The 16,282-nt window shown below is 70.3% G+C and carries 16 protein-coding genes; 9 read left to right on the top strand and 7 right to left on the bottom strand.

Going from position 1 to position 16,282, the window contains the following annotated elements:
• Positions 1 to 3 precede the first annotated feature (3 nt).
• The 6 genes from AB0M80_RS23165 (at position 4) to AB0M80_RS23140 (ending at position 4,374) form a co-directional block, all read left to right on the top strand.
• On the top strand, positions 4 to 930 hold the full coding sequence (locus AB0M80_RS23165; RefSeq protein WP_364568306.1) for an ABC transporter ATP-binding protein: 927 nt from the start codon (positions 4 to 6) through the stop codon (positions 928 to 930).
• Positions 927 to 1,712, top strand: coding sequence for an ABC transporter permease (locus AB0M80_RS23160; RefSeq protein WP_364568304.1), 786 nt, complete (start codon positions 927 to 929; stop codon positions 1,710 to 1,712). Before AB0M80_RS23165 ends, AB0M80_RS23160 begins: the two co-directional genes overlap by 4 nt.
• A gap of 89 nt (positions 1,713 to 1,801) precedes the next feature.
• Positions 1,802 to 1,996, top strand: a complete 195-nt coding sequence (locus AB0M80_RS23155; protein ID WP_364568301.1) for a hypothetical protein — start codon at positions 1,802 to 1,804, stop codon at positions 1,994 to 1,996.
• Between the two features lie 84 nt (positions 1,997 to 2,080).
• Positions 2,081 to 3,046: a COX15/CtaA family protein gene (locus tag AB0M80_RS23150; protein WP_364568299.1), complete on the top strand. Its 966-nt coding sequence runs from the start codon at positions 2,081 to 2,083 to the stop codon at positions 3,044 to 3,046.
• A 63-nt stretch (positions 3,047 to 3,109) separates the two neighbouring features.
• Positions 3,110 to 4,027, top strand: coding sequence for an acyl-CoA desaturase (locus tag AB0M80_RS23145; protein ID WP_364568296.1), 918 nt, complete (start codon positions 3,110 to 3,112; stop codon positions 4,025 to 4,027).
• 146 nt (positions 4,028 to 4,173) lie between these two features.
• A complete protein-coding gene (locus tag AB0M80_RS23140; RefSeq protein ID WP_364568293.1) occupies positions 4,174 to 4,374 on the top strand; it encodes a hypothetical protein in 201 nt (66 codons plus the stop codon).
• A 66-nt stretch (positions 4,375 to 4,440) separates the two neighbouring features.
• On the opposite strand, the gene AB0M80_RS23135 is transcribed toward AB0M80_RS23140, so the two are convergent.
• From AB0M80_RS23135 to AB0M80_RS23125, 3 genes are all read right to left on the bottom strand, one after another.
• The gene (locus AB0M80_RS23135; RefSeq protein ID WP_364568290.1) at positions 4,441 to 5,643 is read right to left on the bottom strand and encodes a hypothetical protein; all 1,203 of its coding nucleotides are present in this window, start codon (positions 5,641 to 5,643) and stop codon (positions 4,441 to 4,443) included.
• A 374-nt stretch (positions 5,644 to 6,017) separates the two neighbouring features.
• On the bottom strand, positions 6,018 to 6,878 hold the full coding sequence (locus tag AB0M80_RS23130; RefSeq protein WP_364568288.1) for a hypothetical protein: 861 nt from the start codon (positions 6,876 to 6,878) through the stop codon (positions 6,018 to 6,020).
• Complete coding sequence (locus AB0M80_RS23125) at positions 6,875 to 7,177, bottom strand: hypothetical protein (protein WP_364568285.1); 303 nt, start codon at positions 7,175 to 7,177, stop codon at positions 6,875 to 6,877. Before AB0M80_RS23125 ends, AB0M80_RS23130 begins: the two co-directional genes overlap by 4 nt.
• Positions 7,178 to 7,268: 91 nt before the next feature.
• Between AB0M80_RS23125 and AB0M80_RS23120 the strand changes: the two genes are divergently transcribed.
• Positions 7,269 to 8,237: a quinone oxidoreductase gene (locus tag AB0M80_RS23120; RefSeq protein ID WP_364568282.1), complete on the top strand. Its 969-nt coding sequence runs from the start codon at positions 7,269 to 7,271 to the stop codon at positions 8,235 to 8,237.
• A 62-nt stretch (positions 8,238 to 8,299) separates the two neighbouring features.
• Here AB0M80_RS23120 and AB0M80_RS23115 read toward each other — a convergent pair whose 3' ends face one another.
• The 4 genes from AB0M80_RS23115 to AB0M80_RS23100 all read right to left on the bottom strand — a co-directional run bounded on the left by AB0M80_RS23115 (position 8,300) and on the right by AB0M80_RS23100 (position 12,751).
• Positions 8,300 to 8,857 (bottom strand): FKBP-type peptidyl-prolyl cis-trans isomerase, encoded by a 558-nt coding sequence (locus AB0M80_RS23115; RefSeq protein WP_364568279.1) that lies wholly within the window; start codon positions 8,855 to 8,857, stop codon positions 8,300 to 8,302.
• A 10-nt stretch (positions 8,858 to 8,867) separates the two neighbouring features.
• On the bottom strand, positions 8,868 to 11,117 hold the full coding sequence (locus AB0M80_RS23110) for an AAA family ATPase (RefSeq protein WP_364568277.1): 2,250 nt from the start codon (positions 11,115 to 11,117) through the stop codon (positions 8,868 to 8,870).
• Positions 11,118 to 11,174: 57 nt separating this feature from the next.
• Positions 11,175 to 11,576: a hypothetical protein gene (locus tag AB0M80_RS23105; RefSeq protein WP_364568274.1), complete on the bottom strand. Its 402-nt coding sequence runs from the start codon at positions 11,574 to 11,576 to the stop codon at positions 11,175 to 11,177.
• 194 nt (positions 11,577 to 11,770) lie between these two features.
• Positions 11,771 to 12,751: a heme o synthase gene (locus AB0M80_RS23100; protein WP_364568271.1), complete on the bottom strand. Its 981-nt coding sequence runs from the start codon at positions 12,749 to 12,751 to the stop codon at positions 11,771 to 11,773.
• A gap of 295 nt (positions 12,752 to 13,046) precedes the next feature.
• Between AB0M80_RS23100 and tkt the strand changes: the two genes are divergently transcribed.
• Both tkt and tal read left to right on the top strand, forming a co-directional pair.
• Positions 13,047 to 15,155, top strand: coding sequence for a transketolase (gene tkt / locus AB0M80_RS23095; protein WP_364568268.1), 2,109 nt, complete (start codon positions 13,047 to 13,049; stop codon positions 15,153 to 15,155).
• A gap of 14 nt (positions 15,156 to 15,169) precedes the next feature.
• A complete protein-coding gene (tal, locus tag AB0M80_RS23090) occupies positions 15,170 to 16,282 on the top strand; it encodes a transaldolase (protein ID WP_364568265.1) in 1,113 nt (370 codons plus the stop codon).

The raw sequence follows: 16,282 nt of genomic DNA, 5'->3' as shown, positions 1-16,282 counted from the left end.
GACGTGAGCGTCCCTGCCGTCGAGATCAGCGGGCTGGTCAAGAACTACGGCTCCACCCGCGCGGTCGACGGCCTCGACCTGCGGATGGAGCGCGGCAGCCTGCTCGCCCTGCTCGGCCCGAACGGGGCCGGCAAGACCACCACCGTCGAGGTCTGCGAAGGCTTCCTGAAGCCTGACGCCGGCACGGTGCGCGTGCTCGGCTTCGACCCGGTGCGGGAGTCGGCGGCGCTGCGCCCCCGCATCGGGATCATGCCCCAGGGCGGCGGTGCGTACCCGGGCGTGCGGGCCGACGAGATGCTGCGGCTGGTGGCTTCCTGCGCGGCCTCGCCGCTGGACCCGGCGTGGCTGCTGGAGGTCCTCGGGCTGGCCCCGGTGCGCCGGACGCCGTTCAAGCGCCTCTCCGGCGGGCAGCAGCAGCGGCTTTCGCTGGCGTGCGCCCTGGTCGGGCGGCCGGAGCTGGTGTTCCTCGACGAGCCGACCGCGGGCATGGACCCGCAGGCCCGGCACCTGGTGTGGGACCTGCTGGGCGCGCTGCGCGCCGACGGCGTTTCGGTCCTGCTGACCACGCACCTGATGGAGGAGGCCGAGGCGCTGGCCGACACGGTGGTGATCGTGGACCACGGCAAGGTGGTCGTTTCCGGCGCGCCGCAGTCGTTGACGGTGGACGAGTCCGGCAATGCCGGGCTGCGGTTCAAGGCCCGCACGCGGCTCGACACGGCGCTGCTGACCGCGGCGTTGCCGGAGGGCTACGCGGTGCGCGAGTCGGCGCCGGGGATGTACGTGGTGCTGGGCTCGGTCGATCCCCAGGTCGTGTCGACGGTCACGGCGTGGTGCGCGCAGCAGGGCGTGCTGCCGGAGGAACTGCAGGTCGGCAAGCGAACCCTGGAAGAGGTCTTCCTGGAGCTGACCGGACGGGAGCTGCGGGCATGACTTCGTTTCCCGCCGGGACCTTCACCCCGGCCCCCGGCCGCGGGTCACTGGGCCGGATGCTGCGGACGCACGCGCGGGTCGAGGCGAGCCTCACCCTCCGCCACGGCGAGCAGGTGCTGCTGACCCTGCTCATCCCGCTGGCCCTGCTGATCGGCTTGTCGCTGCTGGACATCCTGCCCGCCTCGCAGCTGGGCTCGACGGCCAAGGTGGACTGGATCACGCCGCGGATCCTCGCGCTGGCGGTGATGTCGTCGGCGTTCACGGGCCAGGCGATCGCGCTCGGGTTCGACCGGCGTTACGGCGTGCTGAAGCGCCTCTCGGCGACGGCGCTGCCGCGGTGGCTGCTGGTGGCCGGCCGTCTCTCGGCGGCGCTGGTGGTCGTGGTCCTGCAGGCGGTGATCATCGGCGTGGTGGCGGCGTTCCTGGGCTGGTCGCCTTCGTTCCCGGGCCTCGCTGCGGCGGTGTTGCTGCTGGTACTGGGAACGCTGGCGTTCGGGGCGCTGGGCGTGCTGCTCGGCGGGGCCCTGCGGGCCGAAGCCGTGCTGGCGCTGGCGAACATCGTCTGGTTCGCGCTCCTGCTGGCCGGCGGGATCCTGCTGGCGCCGTCCGCGTTGCCGCCGGGCCTGGCGGTCGTCGTCGAGCTGCTCCCGTCGGGAGCGCTGGCCGAAGGGATGCGGGCGGCCTTGGTGGACGGCTCGTTCGCCCCCGGGCCGATGGTGGTGCTCGCGGTGTGGGCGGTTCTCGCGGGAGCCCTGGCTTCGCGCACGACGAAGCTCACTTGATGTTCCGCAACGGGTAAAACTGACCTCACGGACCCCGCGTCGCCTTGGGAAGGTCAGCCGGACCGGATCCGGACCCGAGGGGCAGTCACATGGTTTCTAAAACGCGCGTCGCTCTGTTCATGCTCGTCATGCTCGCCGTGTTGATCGGGCTGATCGTCCTGCTCGCGTCGCTCGGCGCGGGCGCCTTCTGGGTCAAGACCGTCCCCATCGCCGTGCTGTTGTTCGGCAGCGTGTTCGCCCAGTCGATGGGGCTCTTCCAGAAGAAGGTCAAGAAAACCGAGTGACCTTGGTCCCTTGCGCCGGCTGAGCCGTTCTGGGCGCCGGGACCTGCCGAAAGCCGGATCCCGGCGCGCTCTACCATCGGTGCCGTGCCGTTCACCAGCCTCGTCGCCCGTCTGCCGTTTCCCTCCGCCGCCGTGCAGCGGGCCGTCGGGATCGCCGCGGTCCTCGCGCAGGCGCTGATCGGCGTCACGGGATCCATCGTGCGCGTCACCGGGTCCGGGCTCGGCTGCCCGACCTGGCCGGAGTGCGTCGCCGGGAGCCTGGTGCCGAAGCACGACTCCGGGATCGACGCGCTCAACCAGTGGATCGAGTTCGGCAACCGGCTGCTCACCGGCGTCGTCATCGTCGTCGCCGCCATCGCGGTCGTGACGGCGTGGCGCGTGCAGCTCGACCACCCGGGCCGCAAGCGCCTGGTCAAGCTGGCCTGGACGATGCCCGGCGGCGTTGTGCTGCAGGCCGTCGTCGGCGGTCTCACCGTGCTCGCGAAGCTGGAGTGGTGGACGGTCGCGATCCACTTCCTCGCGACGACTCCCCTGGTCTGGCTCGCCGTCTTGCTGCTGCGTGCGTTCCGCGAAGGCGACGAGCCCGCGCGGTCGCTGGTCCCCGCCTCCGGCCGGGGCATCCTGGTCGCGCTCGCCGCCGTGATGTGGCTGGTGCTCGTGGCGGGCACCACGGTGACCGGCGCCGGCCCGCACGGCGGGGACATCAACACCCACCGCCTCGACGCCCCGGTCGAGGCGCTCGCCCAGGTCCACGGCGGACTGCTGGTGCTCTACCTGCTGTTGCTCGCGGTGTTCGGGCTGCAGCTGCTGCGCGTCGGCGCCCCGAAGAGCCTGTGGCAGCGCTACACCTGGGTCTGGGTGGTCGCCGTCGCGCAGGGCGGCCTCGGTTCGCTGCAGTACGCGCTGGGCGTGCCGGAGGCGATGGTGTCGTTCCACGTCCTGGGCGCGATGGCGGTCATCATCGCGACGGCGACGCTGTGGACGGGCAGCCGCGACCGCGGTCCGGTGATTTCGCTGGTGCCGGCACCGCGCGAGCTCACCGCCGCCTGACGTCAAGGCGGGCTTGACTCCGCGTCGGCGTGTGCGTCCCGGCCGTGGGTTAGGGTTCGCGCCATGACCTCGCGCACCGCGCCCAAGCCGCTAGTCTCCCACCGCCGCGGCACCGGCGAGATGATCGTGCTCAAGACCTTTCTGCTGGTGCCGTTCGCGGCACTGCTCATCGCGGTCCCGCTGGTGTGGGGCTGGGGCATGAGCTGGATCGACCTGATCCTCGCGGCGGCGTTCTACACGTTCGCGACGCTCGGGGTGACCGTCGGCTTCCACCGCTACTTCACCCACGGCGCGTTCAAGGCGTCGCGTCCCCTCCGGGTGGTGCTGGCCATCGCGGGCAGCATGGCGGTGCAGGGTTCGGTGATCTTCTGGGTGGCCAGCCACCGCAGGCACCACGCGTTCGCCGACCGCGAGGGCGACCCGCACTCGCCCTGGCTGTTCGGCACATCGCCGTCGGCGCTGCTGCGCGGCTTCTGGCACGCGCACATGGGCTGGATGTTCGGCCGCGAGGTGACCAACGCGGACCGCTTCGCCCCCGACCTGGTGGCGGACCCGGACGTCCGCTGGGTGAACCGCTACTTCTGGCTGTGGATCACGCTGAGCCTGACCCTGCCGGCGATCCTGGGCGGGCTGATTTCGTGGTCCTGGTGGGGCGTGGTGACGGCGTTCTTCTGGGCGGGTCTCGTGCGGATCGCGTTCCTGCACCACGTGACGTGGTCGGTCAATTCGGTGTGCCACCTGATCGGGGAGAGGCCGTTCGCGAGCCGTGACCGCGCGGCAAACTTCTGGCCGCTGGCCCTGCTGTCGATGGGCGAGTCCTGGCACAACTCCCACCACGCGGACCCGACGTGCGCGCGGCACGGGGTGCTGCGGGGGCAGGTCGATGTGTCGGCGAGGGTGATCTGGGCGTTCGAGCGGCTCGGCTGGGCGACCGATGTGCGGTGGCCGCGGGCGGAACGGCTGGCCGCGAAGCGGGTCTAGGCGGGCGCTTGGCCACAGAGATTGCACGGCCCACCACAGCTTAATGCGGCAACACCGACACGAACGAGAAACGTGAGCTCTCGATCGTGTCGTCCGCCCTGCCTCTACCGTGAGTAAACTTTCCGATCAAGCAAAGGAAACTCAGGGTGGACCCCGACAAGAGCAGTCCGCGAAACAAGACGACCTGGCGCACGTCAGTGGTCGTGCTGGCCATTGCGGTGAGCCCGATGAGCGTCCCGGCGCCGACTGCGCCGGAACCGACGAACACTGTCGTCACCGTCGCGGCGCCGGCCGGGCCACACGGCGGCGGCGGCAACACCGGCAACGAAGTAGATATCATCAGCTGAACAAGACCGGATCGTCGTCGATGAAGGGGGGAGAAATCCTCGTCACCAGACGTGAACTCGGTTCGGTCACGGGGATTTCCACCTGAAAGCTATCCCGTAACACTCCCGTGGATGGCATCCGTCGATGAAGGTGTGCCGGACAAAACCGTCCTCGACGGCGAGCAGATGCGGATCACCGTCCGGCGGCCGGCACCGCCGTTCGTATTCAGTTTGCTCCGCATACCACCAGCAACCTTCGGGAAGATCTTTCTCGTCGAAAGTGATCTGCACGGTCAGGCCGGCGACCGGCTTGCCGTCCGGAGCGCACACGCCGGGCGCGATGCCGTGGTGATCGACGTCGACGTTGACCCAGCAACGCTCTTCGTCGAGTTCCCCGTCGAGGGCCTCGGACACGAAGGCGTATCGCTCGTCCCTGCGAAGCGTCCGACGGAAGCGCAGGCGCGCCCGCACGGGGTCGCCCGGATGCGCGCCGGGTGAGGCAACCAGCCGACACGCCCAGAGAGCCGTCATCGGAATTTGCTCCGGCTCGTGCGTCCAGCCGGTCAGCGCGTGGACGTCATACCCGTCGACGCCGTCCTCGCAGGCGATGATGTCGCGTTCGGTAATCCGGCGCCGCACCGTTCTGCGGTGCATCACCACCGTTACGATCATGCGCTCCACGAACACGGGCTGCGCCCCTTTGGAAGCCGCTCGAGCTTGCCAGCTGGTGCGCCTGTCGCTCGTCACTGCGGCCACCGCACGCCCGATGTCGATGTAGGACCGCCAGCCTTGCTCGTCCAGTGAGACCAGTTTCTCCGCCAGGCAGGCGGCCAACCCGCAGACCGCCCGCCGCCAGGCCTTGTGCATCGGGGTGGTGGTGCTGGGTGGCGGGTCGCCGAATACGCCTTGCAGCCGCATCAGTTGCTTGAATCGGTCGTCGAGGGTCGCCTTCCAGGCGGTTTCGCCAGGTGCCGGCGGTACCCGGAACGCCGCCATCAAGGTGTTGCGGCGGCGGGAATCCCCGGCTGAGCCGAGCTTGCCGATCTCGTCGACGATCAGTCCCCACACGGCGAAGGCGCGCGTCTCGGCCGCCTCAGCGGACAACAACGCCGTCGGCGCCACCAGCGGGCGAAGGGCAGCGGCCGACTTGCTCGCCGGTTCTTCGATCGCGTAGCGGAGGAACCGGAGCGGTTCACCGTCCTTGCAGGTCGCCAGCCAGCGCAGCGCGAGTTCGATCACCGAGGGCGAAGAGACTTCGTTGACGCGTTCGCGGTCCATCCGGATGGTCACGACACCCTCCACCGACAATGATCGACAATTCCTCGGCAAGCCCGGACAACGGCGAGAACTGCGGCGGCAGCCATCCGGCAACGAAAAACTCGCTCCGAAAAGAAGAGATCATTTCCGCTCCGAGCCGCCACCGGTCACCATTACCCCTAGGCGTACTAGTACACCATCAAGAGGGGCGGAACAATGGCCAAGGACGTCGTCGGCAGATCGGCTGCGCCGCCTCCCCCGCGGGACGACCGGGGCTTGCGCGAGCTGATCAAAGCGGGTCTGGCCGGGGTCGGCGGCCTTTACGTGGTCACCGGCTCGATAGCGGTGACCACGATTGGGGCGGTCGTAACGCTCGTCTTGGTGGTCGTACAAGCGTGCAGAGGAAACTAAGCCAGTTGCTGCCGCACCGCCGAAGCGAACCTCATCGCCGCTGCCGAGTCCGTCTGGCGGAAGCCCAGCGATGGCTCCGTCAGCTCCAGCTCCAGCAGCAACGGCTTCCCGTCCTCCCCACGCACCAGATCGACCCGCGCGTACAGCAGCTCCGCCCGCAGGATCCCCAGCAACGCCGACGCCGCATCCAAGACGTCCTCAGCCAGCGCCACCGCGTCCGCCGGCGGCTCGGCCGGCGCCAGCTTCTCCGACAGGCACAGCCCCGAAGAATCCATTGTGGACCCGAGCATCGCGCCCTTGGTGAACGCGTGGGAATAAACCCCACCGAGGTACACCAAAGCCAGCTCACCCGAAGTGTCCACACTGGATTGGTACGGCTGGATCAGCGCCGTGTGGCCCTCGGCGTGCAACGCGGCCACGTGCGCAGAAGCATCGGCACCCGCCGCGAAGCGGGCCGCGCCGCGGGAACCCGCGCCCACCGATGGCTTGACCACGAAGGCGGACGCCGGGAAGCGGGCCGCGGAGCCGGGCGAGACCAGCGCAGTCGGCACCACCGCCAACCCCGCGTCGAGCAGCTCCGTCAGGTACGACTTGTCCGTGTTCCAGCGGACCACGGCCGCCGAGTTGAACAGGGACGGCACCGACTCGCACCACGACAGAAACTCAGCACGACGGGACGCGTAATCCCAGGTCGCGCGCAGGACCACCGCGTCCGCCGAAGCGAAGTCGTACCCCGAGTCCCAAGGTGCCCACGCCACCGAAAACCCCAATGAAGACAAAGCGGGCACCACCGCGTCGTCGTCGCCGTCACCGGAAGGGAGTTCCGCGCAGCTGACCAGGACCGCGGTGCCGGTCACCGGCCCGCCATCTTGCGGCGGTGCTCCGGGCCGATCCTCGTCTGGTTGACCGTCTCCGCGTCCCACGTGGCCGGCGAGAGGTCCTCGACCGCCTCGACCAGCGCCTCGCCGGTCGCCACCGAAGGCACCACGACGTCACCCATGGCGCCGTCCGCGCCGACCAGCACGACCCGGGCCCCCGCCCGGCCGATGTTCTCCACCACCGCGCGGGACGGCTTGCCGTGCGCCTTCACGAACTTGCGGGCCGCACCCAGCTGCGCGCTGGTCGGCGAAACGACAGTCTCAGATGATTCGGACACGTACCGAACGATAACCAAAGACCGGCCGGAACGCGGAACAGCGTGGCCTCGGCCATAGTTGCACCGGGAGAACCCGACCCGAGGAGGACCCATGCCCACCGCAGTGCAGGTGACGAAGACCGGCGGCCCGGAAGTGCTCGAACCGGCCGAAGTGGACGTCCGCGCCCCGCAGGCCGGCGAACTGCTGGTCGACGTCGCCGCGGCCGGGGTCAACTACATCGACACCTACCAGCGGCAGGGCCTCTACCCGATGGAACTGCCGTTCGTGCTCGGCCTCGAGGGCGCCGGCACGGTCGTGGAGGCGGGCGCCGAAACGGGCTTCAAGACCGGCGATCGCGTCGCCTGGCAGGGGTCGATCGGCAGCTACGCGGCCCGCAAGCTCGTCCCGGCGTCGGTCGCGGTGAAGGTGCCCGAAAGCGTCTCCCTCGAGACCGCGGCCGCGACCATGCTGCAGGGCATCACCGCGCACTACCTGGTCGCCTCGACCTTCGAGGTCAAGCCGGGTCACGACGTGCTGGTGCACGCGGCCGCCGGCGGCGTCGGCCTGCTCCTGGTGCAGCTGGCGAAGGCGCGCGGCGCCCGGGTCATCGGCACCGTGTCGACCGAAGAGAAGGAGAGGCTGGCCCGCGAAGCCGGCGCCGACGAGGTGATCCGCTACGACCGCGACGACTTCGCCAAGATCACCCGCGACCTGACCGGCGGCGCGGGCGTCGACGTCGTGTACGACGGCGTCGGCAAGGACACCGTCGACGGCAGCCTGGCCAGCCTGAAGGTCCGCGGCCTGCTGGCGCTGTTCGGCGCCTCCAGCGGCCCGGTGCCGCCCCTGGACCCCCAGCGTCTCAACTCCGGCGGCTCGCTCTACCTGACCCGCCCGACGTCCGTGCACTACGTCCGCACGCGCGAGGAGCTGGACTGGCGCGCGAAGGAGCTCTTCGACGCCATCATCGCCGGGCAGCTGACCATCCGCATCGGCGGCAAATACCCCCTGGCCGACGCCCGCAAGGCCCACGAAGACCTCCAGGGCCGCCGCACCACCGGCAAGCTCCTGCTCATCCCCTGAAATCCGTGAATGCCACCTTCACGGACCAAGTGTCCCTGAAGGTGGCATTCACGGGCTTGGACTCAGGCGGCGGCGACCGACACGGCGTCGGTGACGAACACCAGCGTCTCGTTCGGCTGGATGCCGTTGCCGCCCTCGCCGTACGCCAGGTCCGGCGGGATGATCAGCAGCCGGCGGCCGCCCTGCTTGATGCCCACCAGGCCCTGGTCCCAGCCCGGGATGACCTTGCCGGCGCCGAGGGTGAGGTCGAACGGCTTCTGGCCGAACGAGCTGTCGAGCACCTGCTTGTCCGACCAGGTCACCAGGTGGTAGTTCATCTGGAGCTGCTGGCCGGCCTTCGCGCCCTCGCCGGTGCCCTCGGACAGGTCCTTGGTGATCAGCTTCTTCGGCGGGTCGCAGTCGTCCGGGATGGTGATTTCGGGCTTCTCACCGAACTTGCCCGTCGTCTTGACGTCGTCCGCGGTGCATTCGCGGCCCTTGCTCTGGGGCGCCTGCGCGGCGCTCGACGACGGGTCGGACGGCCCCGCCGGGGCCGCCGTCTGGGGCTTGGCGTCCTGGCCGCACGCGGCCAGCGACAGCGCCGCCGCGGCGACGACCACGATCTTCCCGATGTTCTGCATGCCGGGCACCCTAGCCAAGCACGGAGAGTGCCGGCACCGCGTCACCGGTGGCGACCACCCCGAGCCGCCGGGTCGCCCGCGTCAGGGCCACGTAGAGGTCGTTGAGCCCGCGCGGCGAACCCGCCACGACCTCGTCCGGCGCGAGGAGCACCACGGAGTCGAACTCCAGGCCCTTCGAGCGCTCCACCGTCAGCACGCTCAGCCGTTCGTCGTACGAGCCGAGCAGCGCCGAAACCGCGGCGAGCCGGCCGGCCGGCACCAGCACCGCCACCGTGCCACCGTCCACAGCGGACAGTTCGGCGGCGGCCAGCGCGGGCAGCTCCGCCGCCAGGTCGGCCGGGCGCACCGACCACGGCGGGATTCCGGTCTCCCGCACCGACGACGGCACCGACAGGGAGGGGTCGACCTCGGCGAGCACCCGACCGGCCACGGCCATGATCTCGGACGGTGTGCGGTAGTTCACGGTCAGCTCTTCGAGGCGCCACCGGTCCTCGACGTACGGCGAGAGCACCTCGCCCCACGACCGCGCCCCGCCCGCCGCGCCGGTCTGGGCGACGTCGCCGACCAGCGTCATCGACCGGTTCGGCGTCCGCCGCATCAGCAGCCGCCAGTCCATCGCCGAGAGCTCCTGGGCCTCGTCGACGATCACGTGCCCGAACGTCCAGGTCCGGTCCTGCGCGGCCCGCTGGGCGGCGGTCAGTTCGCTGCGCGCCTGCTGGCGTTCGGCGAACAGCTCGGCGTCGAGGACGTCGGAGACCCGCAGCAGCTCTTCGTCGATGATCTCCTCGTCCTGTTCGAGGATGTCGAGCACGCCCTCGGCGTACGCGCGGTCCTCGCGCTCACGGCGTTTGCGCTCGACGCGGGCCTCGGTGTCGTCGACGCCGATCAGCTCGGCCAGCTCGTCGAGCAGCGGCACGTCGGCCGGCGTCCACTTCGCGTCGCGGCCGCTTTCCAGCAACGCGCGGTCCTCGGCGGACAGCAGCTTCCCGGCCGCCCGCGCGAGGCGTTCGCGGTCGGCGAACAGGTCGTCGAGCACGCCTTCCGGGGTCAGCACCGGCCAGAGTTCGTCGAGCGCGGCGGCCACGTTTTCGTCGGCGGCCAGTTCGGCGCGGATGTCGGCCAGGTCCTGGCCGTCGAGCAGGTCCGGCCCCAGTTTCCGCGCGGCCTGGCGGGTCAGCGCGTCGAGGACGTCGGAGACGAACAGGCGCCGCGCCGGGTTGTGCGGGCGCCGCGACCGGCGGGCGCGGGTCCGGGCGTCGGTGCACGTCTTGCGGTCGAGCTTGAGGACGTCGTGCTCGTACTCGATCTCCATGACCGGCTCCGGCACGCGCTGGCGGTCGCGGACGGCGTTGGCGAGCACCTCGGCCAGCACCAGCCGCCCCTTGACCTCGGTCGTCTCGCGCGGTTCCACCCCGTCGGCGATCAGGCCCGGGTAGAGCCGGCCGATGGTGGCGAGCAGCACGCCGGTCTCGCCCAGCGACGGCAGCACCTGGCCGATGTAGCGCAGGAACGTGCTGTTCGGGCCGACGACGAGCACGCCGCGGGTGGTGAGCTGCTGGCGGTGCGTGTAGAGGAGATACGCCGCGCGGTGCAGCGCGACGGCGGTCTTGCCGGTGCCCGGGCCGCCCTGCACGACCATGACGCCGCCCAGCGGGGCGCGGATGATGCGGTCCTGCTCGGCCTGGATGGTCGCGACGATGTCGCTCATCTCGCCCGTGCGGCGCTGCTCCAGCGCGGCCAGCAGCGCGGCTTCGCCGGCGAGCCCGAGGTCCTGGCCCTGGTCGGCAGCGGTGAGGTCGAGGACCTCGTCGTCGAAGCCGGTGACCTTGCGGCTCAGCGACCGCAGGTGCCGTCGCCGCCTCACCCCTTCCGGTGACGCGGCGGTGGCCAGGTAGAACGGCCGCGCGACGGGCGCGCGCCAGTCGACGAGCAGCGGCTTGTAGTCGTCGTCCTCGTCGAACAGCCCGAGCCGGCCGATGTAGGTCGTCTCCTCGGCGCTCTCGGGGACGAAGTCGAGCCGGCCGAAGGCCAGCCCCTGCTCGACCGAGCCGAGCTGGGCGAGCCGGTCGGTGTAGAGGGTCGTGGCGACGTCGCGCTCGGTGCGGGCCTGCGGGGTGCCCCCGGTCTGCCGCAGCGTCTCGTCGAGGCGCCGCTGGGCTGCGAGGCGCTCGACGTCGAGCTTCGCGTAGAGGGTGGTGACGTACGCCTGCTCGCGGGCGAGCTCGGCGGAAAAGTCGTCCGAGGAGACGGACAAGAGCATCCTGCTTTCGCCTCAAGGAAAAAGAGCCAACGAAGTCTAACGACGCCCGCGGCGCGATCATTCCGGCCGGAGGTCGCAGTACGGGAAGACCTCACTGCCGGCCGGGAGGACGGCCGGCAGTTCCCGCTCCCCCGGTGCGCACGAGACGCTCGCCGGGGGCAGCTGCGCGCCGCCGTCGATCCGCCCGGCCGCGTCGCGGTGGAGGACCGCGGCGCCGCGGCTGGTCAGCGCCCGGCAGTTCGCCGAGCGGTAGCGGACGCCACCCGGGACGGGTGTCGCGGTCACGGGGGTGAAGCCGCCCAGTGCCTCGGGCGCGAGCCAGATCACCGGGCCGAGCGCGGGCCGGTCGAGGACGACGCCGATCCGCTGCCCCGGCGTGAGCACCGGCACCTCGAGAGTCCGGGGGCCGGACGTCACGGGAATCCGGTAAGCGGCCAGCGTGCTGGTGTTCTCCAGCACCGCGGCCCCCGCTCCCTGTTCGGCGACGCGGACACCGCCGCCGTCCGGCGCCGGACCCGGCAGGGCCGTGATCCGGGACGGGATGGCGCAGCCGCCGGTGAGCAGGCTGTCGTCCAGGGCCGGCAGCTTCCCGCGGCCGAGGAGGACCAGCAGGCCCAGGACGACGACCGCGGTGACCGCGGTCCCGAGCCGTCTCAGAACGGCAGGCCGAGGGTCGGCAGGCCGATGGCCGAGTCGACGGCCAGGGCCACGAACACGATCATCAGGTACGTGTTCGACCGGTGGAACAGCGCCATCGGCTTGGTCTCCTCACCACGCCGCACCGCCGCCTGCAGGCTGTGCGCGTAGAAGAGGAACCAGCCGCCGGCGAGGATGGCGAAGGTGCCGTACAGCCACGACGTGACCGGGAGCAGCAGCAGCGTCCACGCCACCATCACCCACGAGTAGATGACGATCTGGCGGGCGACGTGCTGGGCGGTGGCGACCACCGGCAGCATCGGGACGCCGGCGCGCTCGTAGTCGTCGCGGTACTTCATGCCCAGCGCCCACGTGTGCGGCGGCGTCCAGAAGAAGATGACGCCGAACATCACGAACGCCGGCCACTGCACGGTGCCGGTGACGGCCGCCCAGCCGATCACGACCGGCATGCACCCCGCCGCGCCGCCCCAGACCACGTTCTGCGCCGTGCGCCGCTTCAGGCCGAGCGTGTACACGAAGATGTAGAAGAGGATCGTCGCGACCGCGAGGATCGCCGAGAGCAGGTTCACCGTGAGGTAGAGCACCACGGCCGAGGCAACCCCCAGCACCAGGCCGAAGACCAGTGCGCCCCGGCGGGGCACCGAGTCCTTGACCAGCGGGCGGCGCTTCGTGCGGTTCATCACCTTGTCGATGTCCGCGTCGATCACGCAGTTGAGCGCGTTCGCGCTGCCAGCGGCCATCGTCCCGCCGACCAGCGTAGCCAGTACCAGCCACGGCGACGGGATCTGACGGCCGGCGAGGAACATCGCCGGGATGGTGGTCACCAGCAGGAGCTCGATCACCCGCGGCTTCGCCAGCGCGGCGTACGCGCCGACGACCTGGCGGAGGCTTCGCCGGTCACCGTGCGGTCGTTCACCGGTCGGGTGCACGGCGCTGGTGTCGTCACTGCGTCCGTGCGCAGCGTTCACCAACGACATTTCACTCCCTGCGTCAGGTTCGGGTGGGCCGCAGCTCGGTTAGGCGTGGTGGAACCGAGGAACCCGCCGGACTGAACCCTGAACCGATGTTAGACGTGGTGAATCCCGTGGGTGATCGCGGGTCCTCGACCGGCCCAAGCACTAGGCTGGCCGCGACGGGCCGCGATTGCCTCTGCGCAGGGTCGCGAGCAGGAATATCGTCCCTTCGGGATCGATTGAGATAGATGACCCCGCGCACGGGTAACCGGAACGAGGAAGACCAGCCGCAACCATCATGACCGGGAGTTGGAGTTCAGTGTCCGATACTGCCCCTACCAGCGAGAACAACCCACTCCTCCGGCGTAACGTCCCCGCCGACTGGACCGACACCGACACCCGCGCCGTGGACACCGTCCGGGTGCTCGCCGCGGACGCGGTGGAGAACTGTGGCAGTGGCCACCCCGGCACCGCGATGAGCCTGGCGCCGCTGGCCTACACGCTGTTCCAGCGCGCCATGCGCCACGACCCGAACGACCAGCACTGGCCGGCCCGCGACCGCTTCGTCCTCTCGGCCGGTCACTCGAGCCTGACCCTCTACATCCAGCTGTTCCTCGCCGGCTACGGCCTCGAGCTCGAGGACCTCAAGCAGCTGCGCAAGTGGGGTTCGAAGACCCCCGGCCACCCCGAGTACCGCCACACCGACGGCGTGGAGACCACCACCGGCCCGCTCGGGCAGGGCCTGGCGAACGCCGTGGGCATGGCGATGGCGGCCCGCCGCGAGCGCGGCCTGCTGGACCCGGACGCCGCGCCCGGCGAGAGCATCTTCGACCACCACATCTACGTGATCGCCTCCGACGGCGACATCGAAGAGGGCGTCACCTCCGAGGCCTCGTCCATCGCGGGCCGCCAGGAGCTGGGCAACCTGATCGTCTTCTACGACGACAACAAGATCTCGATCGAGGACGACACCAACATCGCGCTGTCCGAGGACACCGTCGCGCGCTACGAGGCCTACGGGTGGCACACCCAGGTGGTCGAGGGCGGCGAGGACGTCGTCGCGATCGAGGAGGCCATCAAGGCCGCCAAGGCCGAGACGCAGCGGCCGTCGTTCATCGCGCTGCGGACCGTGATCGGCTACCCGGCGCCCAAGAAGATGGGCACCGGCAAGGCGCACGGCGCCGCGCTGGGCGGCGAAGAGGTCGCCGCGGTCAAGAAGATCCTCGGCTTCGACCCGGAGCAGTCCTTCCAGGTCGAGGACGACGTGCTCAAGCACACCCGCCAGGCGGCCGAGCGCGGCCGGCAGGCGCACGCCGAGTGGCAGGAGAAGTACGAGGCGTGGGCCGCGGCCAACCCGGAGCGCAAGAAGCTGGGCGACCGGCTGACCACCCGCACGCTGCCCGAGGGCTTCGCCGACAACCTCCCGCACTGGGAGCCGGACCCCAAGGGCGTCGCCACCCGCAAGGCCTCCGGTGAGGTGCTCAACGCCCTCGCCGAGCCGCTGCCGGAGCTGTGGGGCGGCTCGGCCGACCTGGCCGAGAGCAACAACACGACGATGAAGGGCGCCGACTCGTTCGGCCCCGAGAAGGCCGCCACGGACATGTGGCAGGCCAACCCGTACGGCCGGACGCTGCACTTCGGCGTCCGCGAGCACGCCATGGGCTCGATCCTCAACGGGATCGCGCTGCACGGCGGCACCCGCCCGTACGGCGCGACCTTCCTCATCTTCTCCGACTACATGCGCCCGCCGGTCCGGCTGGCCGCGCTGATGAAGGCGCCGGTCACCTACGTGTGGACGCACGACTCGATCGGCCTCGGCGAGGACGGGCCGACGCACCAGCCGATCGAGCAGCTTTCCGCGCTGCGGGCGATCCCGGGCCTCAACGTCGTCCGCCCGGCGGACGCCAACGAGACCGCGTACGCCTGGAAGGCCGTGCTGGAGGACACCGACCACCCGTCCGGGCTGGCGCTGACCCGCCAGAACGTGCCGGTGCTCGAGGGCACCAGCGCCGAGGGCGTGAAGAAGGGCGGCTACGTCCTGGCCGACTTCGGCAAGGCGGACGACGAGCACGTGGTGCTCATCGCCACCGGGTCCGAGGTCCAGCTCGCGGTCGAGGCCGGCAAGGCCCTCGCCGAGGAGGGCATCGCCGCCCGCGTGGTCTCGATGCCGTGCGTCGAATGGTTCGACGCGCAAGACCAGGCGTACCGCGACTCGGTGATCCCGCCGTCGGTGAAGGCCCGCGTGTCCGTCGAGGCGGGCATCGCCCAGTCGTGGCACCGCTTCACCGGTGACGCCGGGGTGAACGTTTCGATCGAGCACTTCGGCGCCTCCGCCGATGCCGCCACCCTGTTCCGTGAGTTCGGGTTCACCGCGGAAGCCGTCGTCGAGGCCGCCCGCCGCTCGATCGCCAACACCAAGAATTCCTGAAGGGGATGACAGTAATGAGCAACGACAAGCTCGCGCAGCTGTCCGCAGCCGGTGTCTCGATCTGGCTCGACGACCTTTCGCGTGAACGCCTGAACACCGGCAACCTGGCCGGCCTGGTCCGCGACAAGCACGTCGTGGGCGTGACGACCAACCCGACGATCTTCGCGAACGCGATGTCGAAGGGCGAGGCCTACGACGAGCAGACGAAGGAGCTCGCCGCCCGCGGCGCCGACGTCGAAGCGACCATCCGGGAGCTGACGACGACCGACGTGCGCAACGCCGCCGACCTGTTCCGCGACATCTACACCGCCACGAACGGCGTCGACGGCCGCGTCTCGATCGAGGTCGACCCGCGCCTGGCCAAGGACTCCGACAAGACGGTGGCCGAGGCGCAGGACCTGTGGAAGACCGTGGACCGGCCGAACGTGCTGATCAAGATCCCGGCCACCGAAGAGGGCCTGCCGGCGATCACCAAGACCCTGGCCGAGGGCATCAGCGTCAACGTCACGCTGATCTTCTCCGTCGAGCGGTACAAGAAGGTCATCGAGGCCTTCTTCGCGGGCTTGGAGCAGGCGAAGGCCAACGGCCACGACCTGCGCGGCATCCACTCCGTGGCCTCGTTCTTCGTCTCCCGCGTGGACACCGAGATCGACAAGCGGCTCGACGCCATCGGCACGGACGAGGCCAAGGCGCTGCGCGGCAAGGCGGCCGTCGCCAACGCCCGGCTCGCCTACGCGGCCTTCGAGGAACTGTTCGCCACGGACCGCTGGAAGGCCCTCGCGGCCGACGGTGCCAACGCGCAGCGCCCGCTGTGGGCGTCCACCGGCGTGAAGGACCCGAACTACTCCCCCACCCTCTACGTCGACCAGCTCGTGGTGAAGGACACCGTCAACACGATGCCGGAGAAGACCCTCGACGCGGTGGCGGAGCACGCCGAGCTCACCGGCGACCAGGTGACCGGCCGCGGCGCCGAGGCCCAGGAGGTCTTCGACAAGCTCGAGGCCGCCGGCATCGACATCACCGACGTGTTCCTGGTGCTGGAGAACGAAGGCGTCGAGAAGTTCGAGAAGTCCTGGACGGAACTGCTCGAAACCGTCAAGGGTCAGCTCGAGAACGTGAAGGGCTGA

The sequence above is a fragment of the Amycolatopsis sp. NPDC051045 genome (assembly GCF_040682955.1).
Classification (GTDB): domain Bacteria; phylum Actinomycetota; class Actinomycetes; order Mycobacteriales; family Pseudonocardiaceae; genus Amycolatopsis.
The sequence above is the reverse complement of the archived record's forward strand: the minus strand, read 5'-3'. Positions and strand labels throughout refer to the sequence as shown.

What these genes read in the sequence shown, in the direction of transcription:
- AB0M80_RS23100 (WP_364568271.1), bottom strand. Translation starts at nt 12,751, where the DNA reads ATGTCGTTGGTGAACGCTGCGCACGGACGCAGTGACGACACCAGCGCC.
- AB0M80_RS23155 (WP_364568301.1), top strand. Translation starts at nt 1,802, where the DNA reads ATGGTTTCTAAAACGCGCGTCGCTCTGTTCATGCTCGTCATGCTCGCC.
- AB0M80_RS23120 (WP_364568282.1), top strand. Translation starts at nt 7,269, where the DNA reads ATGCCCACCGCAGTGCAGGTGACGAAGACCGGCGGCCCGGAAGTGCTC.
- tal (WP_364568265.1), top strand. Translation starts at nt 15,170, where the DNA reads ATGAGCAACGACAAGCTCGCGCAGCTGTCCGCAGCCGGTGTCTCGATC.
- AB0M80_RS23110 (WP_364568277.1), bottom strand. Translation starts at nt 11,117, where the DNA reads ATGCTCTTGTCCGTCTCCTCGGACGACTTTTCCGCCGAGCTCGCCCGC.
- AB0M80_RS23145 (WP_364568296.1), top strand. Translation starts at nt 3,110, where the DNA reads ATGACCTCGCGCACCGCGCCCAAGCCGCTAGTCTCCCACCGCCGCGGC.
- AB0M80_RS23160 (WP_364568304.1), top strand. Translation starts at nt 927, where the DNA reads ATGACTTCGTTTCCCGCCGGGACCTTCACCCCGGCCCCCGGCCGCGGG.
- AB0M80_RS23115 (WP_364568279.1), bottom strand. Translation starts at nt 8,857, where the DNA reads ATGCAGAACATCGGGAAGATCGTGGTCGTCGCCGCGGCGGCGCTGTCG.